Origin of the sequence: Mesorhizobium album (genome assembly GCF_033977205.1) — a bacterium.
Lineage (GTDB): Bacteria > Pseudomonadota > Alphaproteobacteria > Rhizobiales > Rhizobiaceae > Mesorhizobium > Mesorhizobium album.
Window position 1 is genome coordinate 1 of record NZ_JAVIIW010000072.1, and the last position, 21,129, is coordinate 21,129.

Genomic DNA, 21,129 nt, shown 5'->3' on the forward strand with positions numbered 1-21,129 from the left:
CAGCGACCAGGACTGGTCGCTGCTGGCCGACGCCTTCACGAACGCCGGCGGCACAGTGGCCGAGATGAACGCGATTGCGAATGTCAGCCAGGAATTCGAAGGCCTCTGCCCGGCCGCTGCGAAACTCTACGGCGCCGCCCTGTCGCTGCAGGGCGAGCCAGGGCGGCATATAAAAACCGCCCTGCTCTACGAGGTCGCGAAGAATTAAAGCATGTCTCCCGAAAGTGGGAACCGGTTTCGGGATAAAGACATGCGTAAAATCAAAAACCTAAAGCGCATGGAGCGAATCTGAAAGATCGCGATGCGCTTTAGACGTCGCGCCTTCCCGCCTTCCAGGGAGGCTGGCGGCTGCGTGCGGGCCACTCGAAGTTCGGGTGGTTCGGCGGCGCCACCCGTCTTTCGAGTTGCCGGGTCCTACTGGACCTTGATGGTCGCCCACATGCCGTTCATGAAATGATCGGGGATGTTGCAGAAAACCGCGTAGAAGCCCGGCTTGAGATCGAGCGTCAGCGAACCCTTCTTGCCCGGATCGAGCTCCGAAACCTCGCCGAGATGGCCGGCGGCATCCTCGTCGACACGGTTCTCGTTCGAAACATAAGGCAGGGTCGTCTTCTTGGGGTCGGCTACCGGCACGACGATCATCTCATGGACGGTGCCCTTCGAGGTGTTGGTGACGTCGAAGGTTACCTTGCCTGCCGGCACGATCTTCTTGTCGAGCTGGATTTTCATCATGGCCATGCTCATGTTCGCCGGCATGCCCATGCCCATCTTGGCATCGGGATTCATGTCGCCGTCCTTGTCCCACAATTTGACATGGACGGTGGCCCCCGCGAATGCCGGCGCCGCAACGGCCAGCATGGTCAATGTCAGTCCAATTCTCAAAAACTGCATAAGATTGCTCCTGGCCGCCCTCTGGGCGACCTCAGCTGGCGGATTGCTGTGGAATCACGGTCGGTCGCGGGCGCGGTCTAGGAAAGCAGGCTGACAGCAAGCTGAACGGAATGGCGGGCCTCTGTTGACGTCTATCGTTCAAATTGTACGAAATCCGCTTGACCGGTATTCGTACATAAAGTACGATAATTCCCTTCTCCGAGGGACCATCCTTGAACACCGCGAACCATGCCGCCTTCGCCGACCTCTCCCGCCCTTTGCTCTCGCCATTGCCGCTCGCCGAGCGCGAGCGCCTGGCCGGCGCCTGGCGCATGGCCAGCCAGGACATCGCCGACGACATCCGCTTCATCCGGCAATATCTCAAGGTGATCGCCGAGAAGGACGAGCGGCTGTCGACCGGCACGCTGGTGCACGGCCGTGCCTATGTCGAAGCCTGCGCCGCCTGGCTGCCGGAAACGGTGGCGCGGTATTTGAGGAACCTCAGGCTGATCAGCGAATGCGAGTGCGCGATGATTGCGGCCGGCGTGCGGTTTGCAAGGTCGAGCGATGCGTGGTGAGGGAGGCTCACCTTCTCCCACAAGGAGAGAGAAGGGAAGGCCGAAGCCGGCAGGACAAAGGGGCGTGAAGGAATGCGACGCACACAGTTGCCGCCCCCCGCAAAGCGGGAAAAAGCGTGCCGCCACAACCCTTGGACGCACCTCGGAAAATGCATCGTTTCACACAATTGCCAATTGGTGGACGCCGGCGAGCGGCCGGTAGTTAATTGCTCTCGGGTGAAGGAGGGCATAGTTGCGTACCAGGGAGGAATTCGTTTGATGGACCACCAAATCGACATCGGCAAACTACTCGACGATCAGCCTTACGAAGTCACCTCATTCGCCAGAAAGCATGGCCTGACCATTCCGGTCGCGGATGCGGTCCTTTTCGCCAAGGGCCCGTCGCCGTCGCGCAAGGACTGCGATACCGCTGCGATGGCCTTCCTCTGCGCGGTCGCCCAATACGCCAAGAAGCAAGCGGCGCGCTGACGCCGCGAATCTCCATTCAAAGCGTTTTCATCGTGCCGCAGGCACGATGAAAACTTGCACGAACCGGCTGGCGCCTACCAGCTGAACTGCAGCCCCGCATTGCCGCCGACGACGCTGCCGGAGAAGGCGATGCCGAGCGTGGCGGTCAGCCGGCCGCGATGGGTAAAGCCTTCGCTCAGCACCGCAGCACCCGTGATGCCGAAGGCGTCGGCGTCGCCGGCATTGCCCCAGTTGACGCGCAGGCCGAAATGCTCGCCCTGGACAAGATCCGGCGCTGCAAGAGCGGCCGAGATCGAGGCGTTCTCGAAGGCGCGCGTGACGCGGTTGTCGATGTCGTCGACCTGGCTGGCCAGCGCCGTCTCGCCGGTCACGGTGGTGAACCCGCCATTACCGTCATCGACCCTCCGGTTGGTTACGCCGGTGTCGGCGTTGATGCAGGTGTCGGTGCCCGGGCTGTAATAGTAGTTGGGCCCATAGGCTGAGCAGACCCGGACATATTCGACCGCAGCCTCGGACGGCGCCGCAAGCAGCGTTGCCGCGCCGAGGATCGCCGGCGCAAGGAGATATCTGAACATGATCGCCCCCCGGGCCAGCTTTTACCAAGTAAGCTGCAGGCCGGCATTGCCGCCGACGGTCTTGCCGGAGAAGGCGACGCCCGCGGCGCCCGCCAGCCGGCCCTTGCCGCCGGGAAAGAAGCCCTCGCCTGGCACGGCCGCGCCGGTGACGCCCATGGCATTGGACTGGCCGGCATTGCCCCAGTTGACACGCACGCCGAAATGCTCGCCCTGCACCAGGTCCGGGCTGGTCAACGCCGAGGCCACCGAGGCACCCTCGAAGGCACGCTGGATGCGGCCGTCGATGTCGTCGACCTTGCTTGCCAAGGCCGTCTTGCCGGTGACGGTGGTGAACCCGCCATTGCCGTCATCGACCCTCCGCTTCGTCTCGCCGGTATCGGCGTTGATGCAAGTGTCGGTGCCGGGGCTGTAATAATATTGCGCGCCATAAAGCGAGCATACTTTGACATACTCCACAGGCGCGGCCGAAACCTGCGCCGCAAAGCCGCCTGCCGCGGCGAGCATTGCGAATGAAATGAGACGATTGATGCCCAGCATGCCCCTGTTCCCCGAAGTTGGATGTTAAGAAACCTCAAGTGAAAAGGCGCACCCCGGCGCGCACGGAGTCAACGGCACTCGAGGGCTCAATACCTGACTTTTACTGGGAGTAGTCAAATAAAACGCAGCTGTTGCGGCTACACCGCGCTGCCGAAGGGTCGATCTATTCAGTCTAGCCGGCAAACTTCCGCGCGCGCCCAGGTATATTAATGAGTTCTAACTAAAGTTTTGGACGCGCCACGGCGCCGCAAACGCATGGCGCGCGTCCGCGCAACTTCCGCCACTCGTCGTGAATGGAACGGCCAGCGGCGCTCGGGCCGCCGGAAATCAGGCCTTGGCTTTCGGCTTGGCTGCCTTGGCGGGTTTGTCTGCCTTGGCGGGTTTTTCGGCCTTCGCAGCCTTTGGCTTGGCGGCCTTGGCAGCGGCCGCCTTCTTGGGCGCGGCCTTGGCTTTCGGCGTCTTCACGCCGTCGATCTCGGCGGTCGCCTGGTCCCAGTGCTGCATATGTGCGCCTTCCGGCCGACCGGCCTGCTCCCAGATCTCGTGCGCCCGCCGGCGAATGCGTTCCTGCCTGTCGTCCGTCACTGTCGCCTCCGTTTGCTTGGGGCCGTTCCCCGGCGGAAACCTTAGCCGAATTTTCGCGACCAGTCTTGCACGGAGACGTGACCGGCGGCGCTATCATGGCTGGTCCAAAGCGCGTCGCGGCAAAACGGAATCGGCGACGCGCTGCAGGTCTTTGCTTTGATGCATTGTCCCAAAACCGCTGCGCAGTTTTGGGCGACATGCATCAGGACCCTTCGGAAAGAACCGCGACGCCGAGATTCGCGGCTTTCTTGGCGATCAGCGCCGCCAGATCGGCGTCGGAGCGGTCGGTTCCGGTGCGCTCACGCAAAAGCGCGATCGCATCCTTCATCGAAAGCAGCGCGTCGCCGCGCTCGGCCAGCAACTTGTCGACTTGCTTGGCAATGTTGGGCGATTCGACATGGGGATGGTGCATGGCAACGACTCCTTCCTAAAGTGCTCTGTCGGAGGAGCCGACATCCCCCCGCCTGGGAGGCGGCGGGAGGATCGGGGGCTCGTCGGCCCGGCGTTACCGGGGTCAGGCGTTACTGAATGACCTCGACGACCCTGCGCGTGCTCGGGTCGATCAGCACGGTGTGATCGTTGACGATAGCATATCTATACTGAACGTCCGGCACCGTCTGCAATTCGACGGTATCAGGCACCGTCGAGCCGATGCCGAGCTCGAGGCCCAGAACATTGACCGAGGCAACCGGATGCCTGTGGACATATTCCTTCACGACGGTCTGCTGCTCAGGGGTGACGATCACCTCGTCCGCAGCCGCGATGCCGATGCCGGCCATCAGAGCCAGTCCGGCGACAGCAGGAATGAAGGTGGTTTTCATCATAAGTCTCCTGTTGCGTTGGCGAGCTCCGCGCTGCCTCCGCCGCAGCGGAAACATCGACAGGTCGAACATAGGAGCTCGCGGTGCAAACGCCTGCGCAACGCTCTTGTTCCGTCAGCGGCGGCTAATTGGTTTCTCCGCCGGGGTCGGCGGGAACCATCGCGGCGACGTCGCATTATTTGCGTAAAATACGACAGGCCGAAGGCCCGCCATGAATGAAGCAACCGATATGCCACTGCGCGCCCCGGTAGCGATCGCCGTTGGCGCCGGTTTCAAGCGCGAGATCGCTTCACTGGCGGCGATGCAGAATTTCCTCAAGGAATGGCCGGCGGCGCTGCGCGGCGACTGCTATTGCGCGGCGCTGCGGGCCTGCGACTTGGCGCGGACCGGAGAGATGGAGCTCGATGAAGCACGGCGGGCCTTCCTCTCATTCGCTGAGAAGGCCGGTATCTTGTGGACCGGCGTCGATCCGGTGACAGCGCTGCGCGAAGCCAAGATCAGGCGCGGCAGGATCAGGCGCGCAAATCAACCGCGGCAGCGCGCAAACCAACCACGGCAATAGGAAGAAAAAAGCCCTTCGCGACGCGAAGGGCTTCGATCGTTCGAGGCGGCGGACGGCCGCCGCGACGCGGGATCAGTCCGGCAGCGACACGATAGAGCAGTTCACCGTTTCACGGAAACGGCAAACCGCTCTATCTCTTTGTTTTGACGCAATTCCGGACGGAAAACCGTTTCACACTTTTCCTGGAATTGCTCTAGCCGCCGCCACCGAGGACAGCCTCTCGCGCTTCATCAGCACCGGCTTTTCATAGGTCTTCTTCATCACAACCCCCCATGCTCGCTTCGATTGCGCCAGACTATGCTGCAACCGGAGACTCAACCGGGTCGGCGGCCAATCCCGTATTTTGCCGGCGCCGGTGTCGCGCAGCGCAACGCCGCGCCGCCCGCCGTCCTAGCCGGACTGGCAGCCGCTCGACAATCGCATGGCGGGGAAAGCTGCTGTCAGTTCGGCGACGACTCGCCCCATGCCTCGGTGACGAAGGATGCGGCGATCAAGTCGTCCGCATCGATGCGTAGGGAGCCCTCGCTGCCCCCCATGATGGCTGCGACCTTCTGGAAGGTCTTCATCTCGTGTTCGGTGATCCGGGCGTCGCGCATCCTGGCCCTCAGATCGGCGACACGCATCCCAAGCGACCGGGACGTTCCGATTTCTCGTTTCGACATATTGGTCAGTCTCCTCCCCCGACCCGTGCCTGTTTCGCCACCGCCCGAATCCGCATGCTGCCCGTGATTGATGTCGCTGATGAGGCAACGCGAATCCAGAGGCGGCAACGCGTACCCAGGCGGAAGGTTCCGTTAGCGTATGGTAACAAAATAATACCGGGTTATGACCCGCCACCCGCAGGCGGCGAGGCCAATTCCGGTACTATTTTGGCCAGCGCGTCCGGCCGGTCTTACTGCATCACCTCGACGACCTTGCGGGTGCTGGGGTCGACGATGACGGTCTGGTTGTCGATGACGACATAGCGGTATTTGACGCTCGGCACTTCATGCAGTTCGACCGTGTCTGGAAGGACGCTGCCGACGCTGAGCTCGACACCAGGAAGCTTCACTGAAGCCAGCGGCTGCTTGTGCACATATTCGCGGATGACCGTTTCCTGCTCAGGCTGGATGACAATATCCTGAGCGGCTGCGGCGCCTACGCCGGCGAGAAGCAGAAGACCCGCGGCGGCTGTCGTGAGGTGGATTTTCATGGTCGTCTCCTTTTGTGGATAAAATCGCCCCTCCCGCTGCGCCTGCGATTTCCACAGCCGGTCGGCACTGGCCAAACGCGGGCAGCCGAGCCTTGTTCCTGCAAAATTGCCGACGGCGTTTTCACGAAACGTCACCGCAGCTTCGCGAAACACTCGGAACAATGCATGTCAGCCCGGGTTTACCTGTGGAAGGGACCGACTTTCCGAGGAGGAAATCCGATGAAATATCTTCTGATTACGAGCATGATCGCGCTCGGTGTCGGTTGCGGCGCCGCGATGGCGCAGACTGAATCGGCGCAGCCGAGCGGCGATAACAACTGCGTCGTCGGCCAGGCCGACTGCCAGAAGGGTGGCAAGGCTGGCGAGAAGGCCCAAGGCAAGATGAAGATGCAGACCGAGCAGAAAGCCCAGGGCAAGGCTGGCGCCAACACCGAGGAACAAGCTCAGGGCAAGGCCAAGATGCAGAGCACTGAGCAGGCTCAGGGCAAGACCAAGATGAAGACCACTGAGCAGGCCCAGGGTCAGGCCGGCACCAGCACCGAAGAGCAGGCTCAGGGTACGGCCAAGTGCAAGACCGGCATGGCCAACTGCCCGAAGGGCAAGGCGAACGAACAGGCCCAGGGCAAGACCAAGATGAAGACCACTGAGCAGAATGCCCAGAGCAAGACCGGTACCACCACCGAGCAGAACGCCCAGGGCACCACCAAGATGCAGACCCAGCAGAATGCTCAGGGCAAGACCGGTACGACCACTCAGCAGAACGCCCAGGGCACCGCCAAGGTCCAGACCGACCAGGACAAGACGGCCTCGATCAACAACGTGACGGTCGAGCAGAAGACGCAGATCACGCAGATCATCCACGAGACCCACGTCCAGCCGGTCGCGAGTGTCGACTTCGACATCTCGGTCGGCGTTCAGATCCCGCGGCACAAGATCCGCCTGCATCGACTGCCGGCCCGCATCGTCAAGATCGTCCCGGCCTATGTGGACTTCGAGTACTTCGTGCTGGCCGACGGACGCATCATCATCGTCGATCCGGACACCTTCGAGATCGTGGCGATCCTGGAGGCCTGATCCGGGCAGCATCCGCGACCATGGCGACAATAAGGTGGCCCGCCGCGCCCAACGGCGGGCCAGATTTTTGCCCGGCGGGAACGCTGAAATCCGTGGACCGAGTATCTCAAAAACGCAGACCCCGCCGCCGCAGCATGAAAGGCGGCGGGGTCGGCCTTCCGCCGATGAAGGGACAGGTTCGGCGGTCGTTCGGGTTGCGGGATGTTGGGGGCAGGCTCTAAAGCGCGTCGCGATCCTTCAGATTCGCTCCATGCGCTTTAGTTTTTTGATTTTACGCACGTCTTTGTCCCGAAACCGGTTCCCACTTTCGGGAGACATGCTCTAGCTGAGCAGGATTCCGGCGGCCGCGAAGACGACGCAAAGGCCGAACACAGGCGCGAGAAGCCACCGCGCCTCATAGACGCTGCGGTCCATTAGTTCCTCCTGATCAATGTGACGAAAGGGAACGGATCGGCTTCTAGTTGGTTCCTGAAAACAGAAGTCCCGACCGCAGGTCGTCAAGGCATCGGCCTAAAGGCCCATGGTACGGAGGCTGCCTGAAGCCTTGCGATCCCACCGGAAAGGTGCAAGGGTCGGGGCGGGTAGAAAAATGGGCGAGGTCGCCGACGATCACAAACGGTCGCGGCGCTCGGTTGGGCATATGTATTTTCCGCAATTTCTTGTGGGAATGACGGCAACGCTCCTGGTGGTCCTGGGCTGGACCTACGCGTCCACCGGATCGGTCTGGCAGTCGCTGGGCTGGACATTCCTGGCAGGCGTGGTCCTGCAGACTGGCTATTTCGTGGCCGTGCTATGGCTCGTGCACGCCGAAGGTCGCGTCACAGACGAGACCAAGGCGACCGACGCCGGCGCCGCGCCGGCCAAGCTGCCCGGCCCGTTCGAGCGCGACGGCATCATCCACGCGCTGATCTCGCGGCTGTTCCCGCGGCTGCTGCCCTAGCGCCACTTCAGCGTTTTGCAGAGCCGACGCCCTCTGGTCGTCATCCTCGGGCCCGAGGATGACGTGGGGACGGGCGTTCCGTCTCGCTGTCATCCGGTACGAACGCCGCGCGGTTTCGCGCGGCGTTCCATTGTCTTTCGCGCTTGCCGCTGCGACCGCTCACCGCGCGGTGGCGGCCGTGGCCGAGCGCACCGTTTCCGGCGACGAGAAGACCACGAAGGCGAAGACCAGCGTGGCGGCGGCGACGATCAGCGAGCCGATCGCCACGACCGGCTCGATCTGCGGATGGCCGCCCGCCAGCATCCAGTAGAGCGCCGGCAGCATGACGACGAGGCCGACCGTATAGAGGCCATAATGGATCATGGCGATGCGGCGCTCGGCCTTGGCCGGATTGAGCGCGTAATAACCGCCGAAGAGCGCGCTGGTGACCCAGCCGAGAAGGTTGATGTGGGCATGCGCCGGGAAGGCGCCGTGATCGCCCGAAATCGCCATCTGCAGCCCGGCCGCTATGCCCAGGATGAGAAACACGATGGCCGTCTTGAAGAAAAGCTCCGAAACCCTTGGCATGATTGTTCTCCCAATGCCTTGTGAACCCCTACGTCGATAAATCTACACGGCGCAAAGCATATTAGCCATGATGCACTGAGGGCCGGCGGCGGTTTTGGTGTGGATTGTAGGGCCGCAGCGGCGGCTGAGGCGCGACGCACGCGATTTGCCTTTCCCGCCCCCAAACAAAAATGCCGCCGGGCAAGACCCGACGGCATGGCAGTTCACCCTCTGGTCGGTCGCGACCGCGCCTTACGGCGTCGTCATCGCGGCGGCTTCCTGATCGATCTTGTCGGCCAGAACGCCCTTGGCCCAGTCGGTGACATCGGCGTCGACCGGCTTGTTGGCCATGTCGGTAAGGGCTGCGTCGAGCGCAGCGTCCGTGGGCGCGGGGTTAGCGGTCACCGCGGCCTGGGCATCCGCGACCGCTTGGGTGTCAGCGGTGATTGCGGCATTCTGGGCGTCAATCTGCGCCTGAACGTCGGCCTTCTGCGCGTCGAGAGCCGCCTGCTGTTCGGGCGTGAAGCCGGTTGTGTCAGTCGCATTGAGGTCGGCGAGTTGCTGATTGAGCGTGTCGAGCGTGGCCTGGTCGGCGGCCAGCTTGGCGTTCGCCGCGTCAAGCGCGGCCTGCGCGTTCTGAGCGGTTGCCGCCTGCGTCACATAAGCCTGGATCGCCGCGAACTTCGGGCTCTTGGAATTCAAGTAGGCGTTGATGTTGCGCTGCAGCGAATTCAACCGGCCGAGCTTGGAATGGATGTTTGCATGCGACGTGGCTGCCGTAGTGGTGTCGTCGGCCTTCGACAACTGGCCCGGAGCCGACGCCTTGCCATGAGAGGCGCCACTGTTGCCCTTGCCGCCGCCGTTGCCGCCACCATTGCCGTTGCCGCCGCCATGGTCGCCGCTGTTACCGTGACCGCCGCCATTGCCGCCGGCGCCGGCAAGCGCCGGAGCAGCCGTGAGCGCCAGAACGGCAAGTGAAGCCAGAAGTGTTTTTCGGATTGTCATTGTGTATCTCCGCAGGTGAATCGCACCACTGCCCAACCGCTAGGCCGCGTCATATGAGAATTTGCTAATCGCTTGGAGTAACTTTTAGACAAATACCGTCGCGGTAAGGGAGCCAGCCGGGGAGTCGGCCCTAACAACGGCCGTATACGCGCCTTAACTTCTTGAATTCATTGCCGAAAGTAAAAGGCCGACCCCATCTCGGCCCTCTGGAACAATGAAGGCCCATGCCCCATCCGACCATAGGCCCAAATCGCTGCAGCCTGCGTCGGTCAAGGGGTTCAGGCCGGGCGACATGCGCTGGAACCATTCAACGTTTGGCGCTTGGCACCGACGCGCGCCAACTGTTTCGTTCTTACGCAAGTCGGAACGAATACTGTCATATACTTTTATATTTTCCGTACGCTGAAGTCGGCGTTCATCGACCAGCCGAAGACCAAACAGCGTGATCAGGTAGGACAAGCTCCTGCCACGCTGTTGGCCAGCGGCACGTTCACCGTGGTTGCGTAGCTGATCGGGAAGTCGCTGAAATAGGGGAAGTTGATGACGAAGGCATAGCTGGCGTTCACATGCGCCATACAGAAACCGCCGCTCGCCGGATCGGTGGTGATCGTGACGTTGACGTTCTGCAGGCCAAGCGCCTGCAGCTTCTGCGTCGCGATCGCCTGGATCTGGGGCTGAGTCATCGTGTTGTTGAGCTGGAGCGAGCGCGCGGAAGCCTCCAGCGCGTAGCGCACGCTGGAGTCGGCGTTCATCGACCAGCCGAACGCGAAGATGCCGAAGAGCAGCATGACCAAGACAGGCACAATGAGCGCAAACTCGATGGCGGCGCCGCCTGAGGCATTGCCGGCAAACGCTTTTGCATTCTCTGCCTGCGCAATTCCGGACGGAAAGCAGCGGCGCACTTTTCCTGGAATTGCGTTTTTTGCCTGCGCAATTCCGGACGGAAAACCGCTGAGCACTTTTCCTGGAATTGCTTTAGCGGACACGAACCACCTGCTGATGGCCGATCGCGGAGTTGTTTGGGAAGGAGCCGAAGGTAAAGGGCGGGACCCAGGTGCCCGACGCCTGGATCTGGACGTAGATCGAGTTTAGCTTCGGTCCGGCGCACAGCGTCGCCTCGTCAACCACGGTCGTTCCGCATTTGTAGGTTCGGCTCACCGTGACTGCCGCGTCGGTGGGCTTGTTGTCCCAGCCAGCGAGCGCAGCTGCCTGGGTGGCGCTGTCGTCGGAGGAGCCGGCCAACACCAGGTTCGCCGCCGTCTTCACGCCCGCCCGCATGTTCAGCGACGAGGTGACGTAAGACCAGCCGTCGGCGATGCCGAAGAGAGCCGTGCACAGCACCGGCAGCACGAGCGCGAATTCCACCGCGGCGGCGCCGGAGCGGTTCTTGCGGAAGCGGATCGCCAACGGTTCCATGCTGCTACTCGACGATCGCGACCGATGGTGCGGCCGGGATGTCCTTCATCCCGTAGGTCGAGCAATCCTGGTTGATGGTGGAGTTGCCCGACCACTGGATGGTGTCGGCAACGACCTGCGTGCAGCCGTTCTTGCCCGAGAAATTGCCGAGATAGTTGACCTGCTGCTTGGGGAAATAGATGGCGCCTGTCAAAAGCGAGGTCGCGGTGCCGTTGAAGGTGCTCTGCGCCGTGGTTCCCGTCCGGTCGCCGTAGAACAGCACGCCGGAATAGGCGCCTGAGGTCGGCGCGCTCAGCGTAACGGTGGCGTTGCCGTTCATGCTGACGGTGTTGCTGCCGGTCATATAGATAGTCACGCCGTCGCCCTGGATGACCGCGCCCGCGTTGATCTTCAAACTGCCCTCGACGACATAGACGCCGGGAGAAAGCGTGACATTGCCGTTGAGGTTCATGCCATTGCAGTAGGTTCCGGGCTGGATTGTTTGCGTCGACTTGCCGCCGTTGACATTCTGGCAGGAGCCGCTGGTCGCAGGCGCCGCCAGGCTGGAGAACGGATCGGCAGCCGGCAGCGCCTTGGTGATCGGAGACTTGCAGGTCGCGGGGTCAGTCACCACCGTGTTGCTTAGCGAAATGCCGCCGACCGAGATCAGGCAGTCGGCCTGGAGCCCGGCCGAACCCTGCACCTTGATGGCATCGTTGGCGATCGAATCCGACATGACCGAGCAGCCGGTCAGCTTGACGCTGGTGCTGCCGGAGAAAAGCGCCGCCTGCGCGGCCGACGGATTGAGCGCCAGCACGCAGGCCTTGGAGCCGTCGGTGATGAGCGCCACCGCCCTCGCCTGCTCCGGCACCTTGGTCTGCGTGAAGATGGCGGTGAACATCCGGTCGAGGTTCTGCTTGACGATCACCTCGACCGCCTTCTTCGCCGTGTTCGGCCCGGAGGTGGGCGGCGTGTTGACGGTGATGGTGCCTGTGCCCAGCCCGTTGTCGGTGGCCGACTGCGTGGCGGCCGTCGTGATCGTCGCCGTGTCGGATCCCTGGATCTTTTCCAGCGCGCCGGCATAGGCGGCGGCGTCCGCGGTCGCCTGCAGCTTCAGGCTCGAATAGTACCAGTAGGACGTCTCGACGCCGAGGCCCGCCCCGCCGACCACGATCGGCAAAGTGAACGCGAAGACGATTGCCACGTTGCCGCTCTCGCCGCTGAGCAGGCGTCGAAAGATGAAGTCTCTGAAAATTCGACCGAATGTGGCCATGGCCGAGCGCACCCAAGCTATCCCGCCGACCACGTCAACACCCCTCGATAAACGAACGGCTAATTTTTTCGCTCGATTTGCGCCGGTCAGACCCCAGAGGGCACATTTACGACCTTGCGGCGCGGGTATTGCGACTTAAGTCCTAAGCATCATCAGACCTTCGGTATAAGCCTCGGAGCAACATGCCATTTTAGCATTCTCTGCATTTTATCTTTTTCGGAAATCCCGCGTAGAGACTGCCGGCGTATCACTCTGCCATATCCGGCAAGGGCGGCTCCCGTGATTAGACAGTTCTGGGCATCGAAGGCAGGCAATTTCGGGCTGGCGACCGCGATCGCAATGGTGCCGCTGATGCTTGCCGTGGCCGGCGCCATCGACCTGGTGGGCACCAGCGACGACGCCGCGCAGCTGCAGAATTCGCTGGACGCGGCCAGCCTTGCGATCGGCACGAAATATCAGCCGGGCATGTCGGCGAACGACATGCGGCAGCTCGGCCAGACCTTCTTCGCCGCCAATATGACCGCCGCCGACGCGCAGGAATATTCGAACAGCGTCGCCGCCCTGCAGGCCTCGGCGAGCGGCAATCCGAGCGCCTATACCATTTCGCTGTCGTCCAGCATCAGCCGGCCGGCCTTCGTGGGCGGCACGCCCGCCTGGCAGGCGATGCGCTCGGCCTCGGTCAAGATCAAGCCCGGGGCGCAGGCCTGCGTGCTGGCGCTCGATCCGCATGTGAGCTCGGCCGTCGACCTGCAGGGCTCCACCAATGTCGCGATGAACGGCTGCGTGATCGCCGCCAATTCCGACGCGTCCGGCGCCGTCAATCGGGGCGGCTCGGCGATCGTCAGCGCCGCATGCGTCTCGACGGTCGGCACCACCTCGGGGCTGACGCCGCCCAACGCCACGCTTTCCTGCGGCGCGCCGCAGGAGAACCAGTATGCGTCCTTCGATCCGCTGGCCGACGTCACCCCGCCCGCTTATGGCACATGCCAGTCGATGCCTAACGGCAGGACGGTCACGCTCTCGCCAGGCACCTATTGCGACAAGACATGGTCGGGCAACATCACGCTCAATCCGGGCATCTACATCCTGCGCAACGTCACCATAAAGCCGGGCGGCAACGGCAGCCTGACCGGCCTGGGCGTGACGATCTTCCTGATGGAAAACTCGCAGATCTACATCAACGCCAACGAAACGGTGAACCTCTCGCCCACAACCACCGGGCCCTACGCCGGCATCACCATTTTCCAGGCCCATGGCAACACACAGGCGCTGACGCTGAACGGCGGATCCGGCTCGGTGGTGAGAGGCTTCATCTACGCCCCCGACGCGACCATCACCTATGCTGGCAATTCCGACATGAGCGCTGAAGGCAGCTGCCTGCGGCTGGTCGGCAACACCGTGGCGATGACAGGGACCTCGGCGGTGAAATCGGACTGCGCGGCCGAGCTCGGCGGCCGCGAGATGTATGCCGGCCGGATGATCACGCTGGTGAAGTGAAGACTACAACATCGGGGGGTGGCGAAAGCCGGCGCGACGGGGGGCGCTGTCCCGCCGACGTCTCAGCACTTGATTCCGGCTCCGCCGACACTTCGTCATCCTAGGGCGGAGCAAGGAGCGAAGCGACGCGGCGTAGACCCTAGGATGACGAAGTGCATAGGCCGGCGATCCTTCGTTCCCCCTCTGCCCTGCTCCAACGTCGTGCCCTAAGGCTCCGAAACAATATCCGCGCCCGGCTGTTCGTCGAACAGCACCGCGCAGCCGCGTTCCAGCGCCACCTGGCTCAAGGCGTTTGCCGCCGCCTCGTCCGACGAGACGAAGTCGCCGGTCAGGACGCGCAGTTCCTCGACGGCTTTCGCCATCGAGATGAGGCGACCCGCAACGCGGTCGCTCGCGCAGGCGTCGACAATGTAGATGAGATCAATGAGTTCGAAGCTGTCCATGGCGGCCTCCGCCCGCTACGTCCCTTCGACTCAGTCAACGGCGCGGCGGGCGGCGAGGTTCCGCGCTCTAAAGCGCGTCGCGCTGAAGCGGATTCAGCCGACGCGCTTTAAGTCTTGTTCCGATCAGGAATTCGACGGCGGCCTCGCCGACGCGCGCTTGAGATCGAAGCGGGGCGGCAGGCACGGCTCGAGGCAGGTCCTGCGCACCGATCCGGTCGTGGCCGGATCGACCGGGATAAGGACCTCCATCCCGGCCCGGCGTTCCGGCCAGAGCGGCCTGCCGAAGACCAGGAAGATGCCGGCGATCAACACCGCCAGCAGAAGAGCGGCGAATGCGTTCGCGATGATCTCGCCGGGTTGCATGGACATCTCCCTGGTGGAACGCTCAAGAAGTTGCCCGCCACATCGCAGGTGATGGCGGGCACTCCTTTGGCAGCCGCCGATGAAGGGACTTTGTTCGACGGCCTGTGAGGCAATGAATTGGCGCCGCACTTGTTTCCTTAAATCCGGCCATTCGGGCCACTGCGTTCAAGGATGTGCGACTTCAGTCCACGGTCGCCAGGGACGGTAGGCCCAGTGCCCAACTATTGGCTTTTCCGGTCGGGCCCGTACGCAGCAGCCGATCATGTCGGCCAGACGCAACCAGTTGCCTGCGAGCGCATTGACTGGACGGCTACTCCAGCTGCTGCCCGCGCCTTCTGCGGAAGACGCGGGCTTTTTTCTCGCCGCCTGGGCTCTCAATCATCCATTTTCATCGGCTGATGGCCCGGCCTCTGATGCCAGACGACCTGGCGAAAATCCGTCAGCTCGACCACCTGCTCGCAGACCGGACAGATATAGCTGTCGCAGCATTGACGAAGCGCCGGCGGGTCACGGTGGGCCGTGACGGCGGGCGGGTGCGGATCCGTTGGCAAGGCTTGATTCAGCATCGACTTCCTCCCTGGTTTTTCTGGTTTTTCGAGCATTATTCCTCGCCCCGCTTGCTCCTCGCCCATGGCGGTTTCAATCGGCGCGACCAGCGCGCGCCGGCGAGCGGAATTGGAGATGGATTGTTGTGGATGGGGCTTGGCTTTGCCGTGACGTTATCGGCGAAATTCACTTACCAAGGGTTCATCGAATTCTCCCTTTGGGAGTGAAAACGGATGGTCCCTCAACCATCGCCGTGCCAGGCAAGAAGCAGCAAATCACCGGCAGGGCGCGCTTGCAATAGCGGTCTCGCCGCAAAATCGATTACCCGCCGCGCCCGGCAATTACATTAGCAATTGCTCATTGACAGGCGTATGAATCCGGCAGCGGTCGCCGACGATCGCAGCGTCCGGCTCCGCTTGAAAACAGGGGAGGATGTCATGGCCGAAGCTGCAATGAACGTCACCAAACTCGCATCCAAGTCGCACGACAATCCCGACGAGGTCCGCTCGCCCGCCAAGACGCGCGTCGAAATCGTGCGGCTGCCGGGCTTCACGCTCGGGCGGATGAACATGCAGCCTGGCTGGAGCTGGTCCGAATGCGTGAAACCGGTGGTCAAGACCGACAGCTGCCAGGTCTCGCATGTCGGCTATGTCGTATCCGGAAGTATCACCGTGCGCATGAACGACGGAACCGAGAAGACCTTCACCGAAGGCATGTCCTACACCATCCCGCCCGGCCATGACGCCTGGGTGGAAGGCGATCGGCCGTTCCAGTGCATCGAGGTGCTCAGCGCCGAGCAATACGCCAAGCCGGCATAGGGCGGCGGTTGGCGATTGCAGCGATCGCCTGTCTGAGCGCTCTCCCCTTGTTCTGAGGGAGGATTGGCGGCTTCGACGCAACCGCCTCCGAAAGCATGGGTTGCGTGCGGTTGCGAACGTTCTCATTCGCGGCGTCGTCGCTTGACAAGAAACCGGTTTTGTTCTCTCTATGTTCCAGTAAAAACCTCTTACAACAGTCGTCGCTAATGCTGCGACGCCGCAAGGGGATGGAGACGGGAGCGCGCGATGCTCGCCACGAACGCCGCTTCAGCCGCCACCATCCTGCATGCCGATCTCGATGCCTTCTATGCCTCGGTCGAGCAGCTGCTCGACCCGTCGCTGCGCGGCAAGCCGATCGCGGTCGGCGGCGGCGTGGTGCTTGCCGCCTCCTATGAGGCGAAGGTTTTCGGTGTGCGCGGCGGCATGCCCGGCCGCAAGGCGTGCGAGCTCTGCCCGCAGCTCATCTTCGTCGGCGGCCGCTTCAGCGAATATCAGCGCCTGGGCGACGCCGCGATCAGGGTGCTCGACGATTTCACGCCGCTGGTCGAGCGCATCTCAATCGATGAGGCCTTCGCGGATGTGGCCGGCTGCACACATCTGTTCGGGCCGCCGGAGGAGATTGCGCGAAAAATCCGCCGCCGCGTGAAGGCCGAGCTCGGCCTGCCGATCTCGATCGGCGTGGCGCGGACAAAGCATCTCGCCAAGATCGCCTCGCAGGTGGCGAAGCCCGACGGGCTGGTGGTGGTCGAGCCCGGCACCGAGCTTTCCTTCCTGCATGAGCTGCCGGTGTCGCTGATGTGGGGCGTCGGCCCGGCAACCAAGGCCAAGCTCGCTGAAATCGGCGTCGAGACTATCGGCCAGTTGGCGCACACGCATAGCGGCGCGCTGCAGCGGCTGATCGGCCATGCCGCCGGCCAGAAGCTCGCGGCGCTCGCCTGGAACCGCGACCCGCGCCGGTTGGAGACGCATCGCCGCGCCCATTCGGCCGGCGCGCAGTCGGCGCTTGGCCGCAAGCCGGCGCTGCCACACGTCTTCGTGCCGACGCTCCTGCATCTGGCCGACCGCGTCGCCAGTCGGCTGCGCGCCAAGGACAGGCCGGGCCGCACGGTGACGGTGCGGGTGCGCTTTTGCGACATGCGCGCCGTCACCCGCTCGGTGACGCTGGAGCAGCCGATCCAGGCGACAACGATGCTCGCCGAAATCGCCGAGGAGCTGGTGCGCGGCGTGCTCGCCGCCCATCCGGGAGAGCGGGAAATCTCGCTGCTGGCGATCTCGGTCTCGCATCTGGAGGAAAGCACCGAGCTGCAGCTCGAGCTGCCGCTTGGACTTGCCGACGAAAAGCTCAAGCCCGGCAGCCGCCGCGGGCTCGCCCGCTTCGGCGCCGACCGCGCCGTCGACAAGATCCGTAAGCGTTTCGGCAAGGAAGCCGTCGGCTACGGCACCGTGGCGCTGGAAGCAGCGCGCTCGGTGCCGGATGAATTCAGGGAGCTGGCGGAGAAGGAGCTGTGAGGGCTGGAGCGCTGGAGAATTGGGGCGAAGCGCCGGAGCTGCCAATCTCCCCCCTTGTGGGGGAGATGTCCGACAGGACAGAGGGGGCGCTGTCCCGCCAGCCTATCCTCTTCGTCATCCACGGGCGAAGCAAGGAGCGAAGCGACGCAGCGCAGACCCTAGGATCCTGCCGTGACCTGCGAGCGTTGCAACGGTGCAGAACGCTCACCATCCGGTTCCGCGAAGGCGGCGCTCCTAAGCCCTCTGTCCTGCCGGACATCTCCCCCGAGGGAAGATTGCGCACTCCGCCGCTGGCGCGCGGCTTAATCAGTCTCGGCAATCTCCCAGTCCAGCGTCATGGCGGCGCTCATCGTTTGCCCATCATCGAGCACCGTCAGCCCCTCGCCGTGATGCGCGTCGACGGTGTGCGAGACCGGCTCGAAGCAGAAGAAGCCGGCATCGGGCGACGGCGAATAGAGGATGTAGACGGCAAGTTCCGGCGAGGCGCTCAGCGCAATTCTGATCCCATCCTCGAGCTGCGTGATCGAGGCGCGACGGTTCCAGCCGTCGAAGGCGTTGTTCACCCAATCGAACGGCAGCGGGATGGGGCGCTCGAAATCCCAACCCGGATGCTCGCTCACCGGCACGACGCCGACAGGCAAATGGCGCTCGTCCTCAAGCCAGACACGTTTCGCCTTCGCCTTCAGCAGGGTTGTGTCGCCGCGCGGGAACCAGGGGTGGAAGCCGAGACCGTAAGGCAGGCGCATGCCGGCGCGGTTCTCCACCGTCAGACATGCGTCCAGCGCGCCGTCCTGCAGCGCATAGGTGACGGTTGCCGCATAACGGTACGGCCCGATCGCGCCGTCTTCGAGCACCAGCTCCGCTTCGGTCTCCGTGCGGCGCGCAAGCCGCCACGGTTTCTGGAAACCGTCGCCATGGATCGGAAAGGCCTCTCCCGGCACGTTCGGCTCGACGGCGTGGAAGCGGCCGTCGAAGGTGAAGCCGCCGCCGGAGATGCGGTTCGACCACGGCACCAGCAGCTGGCAGCCGGACGCGCCCGTGCCGTCCCCCGGTTTCAGCAGCGCGACCGGCGCGCTGCCGATCACCAGCGCGTCGTAGCGGGCGATCGCCGCGCCCTTCTGTGGCGCCAAGACCAGCCTCGATTGTCCGTCGTTCAGTTCGACCATGCAGGCCCTCATCGATGGCGATGTTGCCGCTCATCTTTACGCGAATTGGCGCAGAAGCAGATGTGACGTACACGGTCGCGGCTTAAAAAATTTGGGTGCCGCTGTCGGGCTGGCCAAACCTCGTTCGTCATAGGAGCATAGACCGGCAATCAGAGGAGAAACGATATGCCCAGCACTATCCGCCTGCACCGCGTGCTCGCCACCAAGCCGGAGAAAGTCTACCGCGCCTTCATCGAGGCGGACGCGCTGGCCAAGTGGCTGCCGCCGAACGGCTTCACCTGCACGGTGCATCACCTGGAAGCGGCCGTCGGCGGCACCTTCAGAATGTCCTTCCGCAACTTCACCACGGGCGAGAGCCACGCCTTCGGCGGCGACTATGTCGAGCTCGTTCCAGGCGAGCTCGTGCGCTACACCGACAAGTTCGACGATCCCAACCTGCCCGGCGAGATGCAGGTGAGCGTGAGCCTGAAGAAGGTCTCGGTCGGCACGGAGATGGAGATCACCCAGGCAGGCATTCCCGACGCCATTCCGGCCGAAGCCTGCTATCTCGGCTGGCAGGAGTCGCTCAAGAACCTGGCAAGGCTCGTCGAGCCCGAGATCAATCAATAGGCTAGGACCCCGGTTGATGCTTGGGCAGACGTGGCCTGGCGAGCATTCATCCAGCTGTCATGATGATGATGCAAATTCTTAGTCGCCGAATAGACGACTCTTGATCGGCGTACCCCAATAGCTCCCAGCCCGGCTTGCGACCGGGCTTCTTTTTTAGGTTTCGGCGGCTTCCAGCCTGGACCGGATGGTGCCGATGGCGTTCACGATGGCCTCGGCGGCATTTCGATCAAGCGCGATATCCAACAGGCCTTCAGTTGTGTGTATCGAGAGGATGCCGATAGCGCCCCTCTCATCGGTGACCGTGCCGACATGAATTTCGGTCGGCACAAAAGGCCGTGCCTTTTCCGTGCGCTTCATTGTTCACCCGGTGGTGGTCGGACATCGACAATCGCGCAATCCGGCCGCGCGTTCAAGCGGGCTTAGGTTGTATAGGTCCGTCCGCTGGATGAATGCGAGGCGGAGAAGCTGCCAAGGACGGGCAGGACAAAGGGGGCGCGAAGGGATGCGACCTATCGCCTTCATCATCCTAGGGCGGAGCGAGGAGCGTAGCGACGAGCGAAGACCCTAGGATCCATGCCGTGACGCTAAGGCGTTGAAGCGGTTGAAAATTCTGCTCCGTTGCGCTCTTCGACGATTGTCACAGCATGGATCCTCGGGTCAAGCCCGAGGACGACGAAGCGTTGGCGGAGCCAGAGACCAAGTGCTGAAACGCTGGCGGGACAGCGCCCCCCTCTGTCCTGCCGGGCATCTCCCCCACAGGGGCCCCACAAGGGGGGGAGATTACGCTCTCCTCCGCTTTCGCCAATCGTTGGCGCAATCCAAACCGGTTCGTGCCTTCCCCTCCCCATGCTAACAGAGGCCTTTCAATCTCACAGCCAGGATGGATAGCGACATGGCGACAGAAAAGGTGGCTCTGGTGACGGCGGGCGGCAGCGGCATGGGTGCGGCGGCGGCGAAGCGGCTGGCGGCCGACGGTTTCAAGGTCGGCGTGCTCTCCTCCTCCGGCAAGGGCGAGGCGCTGGGCAACGAGCTCGGCGGCTTCGGCGTCACCGGCTCCAACCAGTCGAACGAGGACCTGAAGCGCCTCACCGACGGCGCGCTCGAACGCTGGGGCCGCATCGACGTGCTGGTCAACAGTGCCGGCCACGGCCCGCGGGCGCAGATCATCGAGATCAGCGACGAGGACTGGCACAAGGGCATCGACACTTATTTCCTCAACGTGGTGCGGCCGACCCGGCTGGTGACGCCGGCGATGCAGAAGCAGAAGTCGGGCGTCATCATCAACATCTCGACCGCGTGGGCGTTGGAGCCGAGCGTCGCCTTCCCGACCTCGGCGGTGGCGCGTGCCGGGCTCGCCGCCTTCACCAAGATCTTCGCCGACACCTATGCCGCCGACAACATCCGCATGAACAATGTGCTGCCCGGCTGGATCGACAGCCTGCCGGCCGTCGAGGAGCGCCGCCAGAGCGTGCCGATGAAGCGCTACGGCACCTCGGAGGAAGTGGCGGCGACGATCTCCTTCCTCGCCTCCGACGGGGCGGCCTACATCACCGGCCAGAACATCCGCGTCGATGGTGGATTGATGCGGGGGTTCTGAGCGCTGAAGGCCGCCGTTGCACGTCCGATCTCGCCCCGTGGTTTCGTCACCTAGTGGCACTGCACAGGGATTATGACTCTTTGGCGGTGGGCTTTGGATAGGCTTTGGCCAATTTGAGGCGGGCCTGTTCGGTCGAGAACATCCAGTTGATGCGGGCGCC

The 21,129-nt window shown here is 63.2% G+C and carries 29 protein-coding genes and 1 pseudogene; 12 read left to right on the forward strand and 18 right to left on the reverse strand.

Translation table 11 applies throughout. The features are described 5' to 3' along the window. A pseudogene (locus RFN28_RS32795) lies at positions 1-208 on the forward strand (hypothetical protein); the annotation flags it as partial. A 206-nt stretch (positions 209-414) separates the two neighbouring features. On the opposite strand, the gene RFN28_RS32800 reads toward RFN28_RS32795, so the two are convergent. Beyond that, positions 415-891 (reverse strand): plastocyanin/azurin family copper-binding protein, encoded by a 477-nt coding sequence (locus RFN28_RS32800; protein WP_320291305.1) that lies wholly within the window; start codon positions 889-891, stop codon positions 415-417. A 212-nt stretch (positions 892-1,103) separates the two neighbouring features. Between RFN28_RS32800 and RFN28_RS32805 the strand changes: the two genes are divergently transcribed. Beyond that, the gene (locus tag RFN28_RS32805) at positions 1,104-1,448 is read left to right on the forward strand and encodes a hypothetical protein (RefSeq protein ID WP_320291306.1); all 345 of its coding nucleotides are present in this window, start codon (positions 1,104-1,106) and stop codon (positions 1,446-1,448) included. Positions 1,449-1,706: 258 nt separating this feature from the next. Further along, on the forward strand, positions 1,707-1,916 hold the full coding sequence (locus tag RFN28_RS32810) for a hypothetical protein (RefSeq protein ID WP_320291307.1): 210 nt from the start codon (positions 1,707-1,709) through the stop codon (positions 1,914-1,916). Positions 1,917-1,990: 74 nt separating this feature from the next. On the opposite strand, the gene RFN28_RS32815 is transcribed toward RFN28_RS32810, so the two are convergent. From RFN28_RS32815 to RFN28_RS32835, 5 genes are all read right to left on the reverse strand, one after another. Beyond that, a complete protein-coding gene (locus RFN28_RS32815) occupies positions 1,991-2,491 on the reverse strand; it encodes a porin (protein ID WP_320291308.1) in 501 nt (166 codons plus the stop codon). A gap of 21 nt (positions 2,492-2,512) precedes the next feature. Further along, positions 2,513-3,028 carry a porin gene (locus RFN28_RS32820; RefSeq protein ID WP_320291309.1) on the reverse strand — a complete coding sequence of 172 codons (516 nt, stop codon included), beginning with the start codon at positions 3,026-3,028 and terminating at the stop codon, positions 2,513-2,515. Between the two features lie 327 nt (positions 3,029-3,355). Further along, positions 3,356-3,613, reverse strand: a complete 258-nt coding sequence (locus tag RFN28_RS32825) for a DUF2934 domain-containing protein (protein WP_320291310.1) — start codon at positions 3,611-3,613, stop codon at positions 3,356-3,358. 202 nt (positions 3,614-3,815) lie between these two features. Then, positions 3,816-4,025: a hypothetical protein gene (locus tag RFN28_RS32830; RefSeq protein ID WP_320291311.1), complete on the reverse strand. Its 210-nt coding sequence runs from the start codon at positions 4,023-4,025 to the stop codon at positions 3,816-3,818. Positions 4,026-4,134: 109 nt separating this feature from the next. After that, positions 4,135-4,434: a DUF1236 domain-containing protein gene (locus RFN28_RS32835; RefSeq protein ID WP_320291312.1), complete on the reverse strand. Its 300-nt coding sequence runs from the start codon at positions 4,432-4,434 to the stop codon at positions 4,135-4,137. 211 nt (positions 4,435-4,645) lie between these two features. On the opposite strand from RFN28_RS32835, the gene RFN28_RS32840 reads away from it, so the two are divergent. Further along, positions 4,646-4,996 carry a DUF982 domain-containing protein gene (locus RFN28_RS32840; RefSeq protein ID WP_320291313.1) on the forward strand — a complete coding sequence of 117 codons (351 nt, stop codon included), beginning with the start codon at positions 4,646-4,648 and terminating at the stop codon, positions 4,994-4,996. A gap of 171 nt (positions 4,997-5,167) precedes the next feature. Here RFN28_RS32840 and RFN28_RS32845 read toward each other — a convergent pair whose 3' ends face one another. The 3 genes from RFN28_RS32845 to RFN28_RS32855 form a co-directional block, all read right to left on the reverse strand. Further along, positions 5,168-5,257 carry a putative RiPP precursor gene (locus RFN28_RS32845; protein ID WP_320291314.1) on the reverse strand — a complete coding sequence of 30 codons (90 nt, stop codon included), beginning with the start codon at positions 5,255-5,257 and terminating at the stop codon, positions 5,168-5,170. Between the two features lie 179 nt (positions 5,258-5,436). Next, positions 5,437-5,658, reverse strand: a complete 222-nt coding sequence (locus RFN28_RS32850; RefSeq protein ID WP_320291315.1) for a hypothetical protein — start codon at positions 5,656-5,658, stop codon at positions 5,437-5,439. A 230-nt stretch (positions 5,659-5,888) separates the two neighbouring features. After that, a complete protein-coding gene (locus RFN28_RS32855) occupies positions 5,889-6,188 on the reverse strand; it encodes a DUF1236 domain-containing protein (RefSeq protein WP_320291316.1) in 300 nt (99 codons plus the stop codon). Positions 6,189-6,431: 243 nt separating this feature from the next. On the opposite strand from RFN28_RS32855, the gene RFN28_RS32860 reads away from it, so the two are divergent. Together RFN28_RS32860 and RFN28_RS32865 are read left to right on the forward strand one after the other, a co-directional pair. Then, positions 6,432-7,262 carry a DUF1236 domain-containing protein gene (locus RFN28_RS32860; protein ID WP_320291317.1) on the forward strand — a complete coding sequence of 277 codons (831 nt, stop codon included), beginning with the start codon at positions 6,432-6,434 and terminating at the stop codon, positions 7,260-7,262. Positions 7,263-7,851: 589 nt separating this feature from the next. Further along, positions 7,852-8,202 (forward strand): exopolysaccharide production repressor protein, encoded by a 351-nt coding sequence (locus tag RFN28_RS32865; RefSeq protein WP_320291318.1) that lies wholly within the window; start codon positions 7,852-7,854, stop codon positions 8,200-8,202. A gap of 159 nt (positions 8,203-8,361) precedes the next feature. Here RFN28_RS32865 and RFN28_RS32870 read toward each other — a convergent pair whose 3' ends face one another. The 5 genes from RFN28_RS32870 to RFN28_RS32890 form a co-directional block, all read right to left on the reverse strand. Further along, positions 8,362-8,769, reverse strand: coding sequence for a hypothetical protein (locus RFN28_RS32870; protein WP_320291319.1), 408 nt, complete (start codon positions 8,767-8,769; stop codon positions 8,362-8,364). A 231-nt stretch (positions 8,770-9,000) separates the two neighbouring features. Continuing rightward, entirely contained in the window at positions 9,001-9,753 is a 753-nt protein-coding gene (locus RFN28_RS32875; protein ID WP_320291320.1) for a hypothetical protein, read from the reverse strand. Between the two features lie 446 nt (positions 9,754-10,199). Further along, entirely contained in the window at positions 10,200-10,655 is a 456-nt protein-coding gene (locus RFN28_RS32880; RefSeq protein WP_320291321.1) for a TadE/TadG family type IV pilus assembly protein, read from the reverse strand. A 73-nt stretch (positions 10,656-10,728) separates the two neighbouring features. Further along, positions 10,729-11,169: a TadE/TadG family type IV pilus assembly protein gene (locus RFN28_RS32885; RefSeq protein ID WP_320291322.1), complete on the reverse strand. Its 441-nt coding sequence runs from the start codon at positions 11,167-11,169 to the stop codon at positions 10,729-10,731. Positions 11,170-11,173: 4 nt separating this feature from the next. Then, positions 11,174-12,421 (reverse strand): TadE/TadG family type IV pilus assembly protein, encoded by a 1,248-nt coding sequence (locus RFN28_RS32890; RefSeq protein ID WP_320291323.1) that lies wholly within the window; start codon positions 12,419-12,421, stop codon positions 11,174-11,176. Between the two features lie 279 nt (positions 12,422-12,700). Here RFN28_RS32890 and RFN28_RS32895 point away from each other — a divergent pair, with 279 nt between their 5' ends. Further along, the gene (locus RFN28_RS32895; protein WP_320291324.1) at positions 12,701-13,918 is read left to right on the forward strand and encodes a TadE/TadG family type IV pilus assembly protein; all 1,218 of its coding nucleotides are present in this window, start codon (positions 12,701-12,703) and stop codon (positions 13,916-13,918) included. A 206-nt stretch (positions 13,919-14,124) separates the two neighbouring features. Here RFN28_RS32895 and RFN28_RS32900 read toward each other — a convergent pair whose 3' ends face one another. Together RFN28_RS32900 and RFN28_RS32905 are read right to left on the reverse strand one after the other, a co-directional pair. Next, entirely contained in the window at positions 14,125-14,361 is a 237-nt protein-coding gene (locus RFN28_RS32900) for a hypothetical protein (protein ID WP_320291325.1), read from the reverse strand. A gap of 123 nt (positions 14,362-14,484) precedes the next feature. Beyond that, entirely contained in the window at positions 14,485-14,724 is a 240-nt protein-coding gene (locus RFN28_RS32905) for a polymerase (RefSeq protein WP_320291326.1), read from the reverse strand. Between the two features lie 413 nt (positions 14,725-15,137). On the opposite strand from RFN28_RS32905, the gene RFN28_RS32910 reads away from it, so the two are divergent. The 3 genes from RFN28_RS32910 (at position 15,138) to dinB (ending at position 17,597) form a co-directional block, all read left to right on the forward strand. Further along, positions 15,138-15,497 carry a hypothetical protein gene (locus RFN28_RS32910; RefSeq protein ID WP_320291327.1) on the forward strand — a complete coding sequence of 120 codons (360 nt, stop codon included), beginning with the start codon at positions 15,138-15,140 and terminating at the stop codon, positions 15,495-15,497. A 210-nt stretch (positions 15,498-15,707) separates the two neighbouring features. After that, positions 15,708-16,088: a cupin domain-containing protein gene (locus RFN28_RS32915; protein WP_320291328.1), complete on the forward strand. Its 381-nt coding sequence runs from the start codon at positions 15,708-15,710 to the stop codon at positions 16,086-16,088. Between the two features lie 246 nt (positions 16,089-16,334). Further along, complete coding sequence (gene dinB / locus RFN28_RS32920; protein ID WP_320291329.1) at positions 16,335-17,597, forward strand: DNA polymerase IV; 1,263 nt, start codon at positions 16,335-16,337, stop codon at positions 17,595-17,597. A 302-nt stretch (positions 17,598-17,899) separates the two neighbouring features. Here dinB and RFN28_RS32925 read toward each other — a convergent pair whose 3' ends face one another. After that, positions 17,900-18,763 carry an aldose 1-epimerase gene (locus RFN28_RS32925; RefSeq protein ID WP_320291330.1) on the reverse strand — a complete coding sequence of 288 codons (864 nt, stop codon included), beginning with the start codon at positions 18,761-18,763 and terminating at the stop codon, positions 17,900-17,902. Positions 18,764-18,928: 165 nt separating this feature from the next. Between RFN28_RS32925 and RFN28_RS32930 the strand changes: the two genes are divergently transcribed. Beyond that, the gene (locus RFN28_RS32930) at positions 18,929-19,372 is read left to right on the forward strand and encodes an SRPBCC family protein (RefSeq protein WP_320291331.1); all 444 of its coding nucleotides are present in this window, start codon (positions 18,929-18,931) and stop codon (positions 19,370-19,372) included. A gap of 153 nt (positions 19,373-19,525) precedes the next feature. On the opposite strand, the gene RFN28_RS32935 is transcribed toward RFN28_RS32930, so the two are convergent. Further along, positions 19,526-19,729: a hypothetical protein gene (locus tag RFN28_RS32935; protein ID WP_320291332.1), complete on the reverse strand. Its 204-nt coding sequence runs from the start codon at positions 19,727-19,729 to the stop codon at positions 19,526-19,528. A gap of 535 nt (positions 19,730-20,264) precedes the next feature. Between RFN28_RS32935 and RFN28_RS32940 the strand changes: the two genes are divergently transcribed. After that, positions 20,265-20,969 (forward strand): SDR family oxidoreductase, encoded by a 705-nt coding sequence (locus tag RFN28_RS32940; RefSeq protein WP_320291333.1) that lies wholly within the window; start codon positions 20,265-20,267, stop codon positions 20,967-20,969. Positions 20,970-21,129 lie beyond the last annotated feature (160 nt).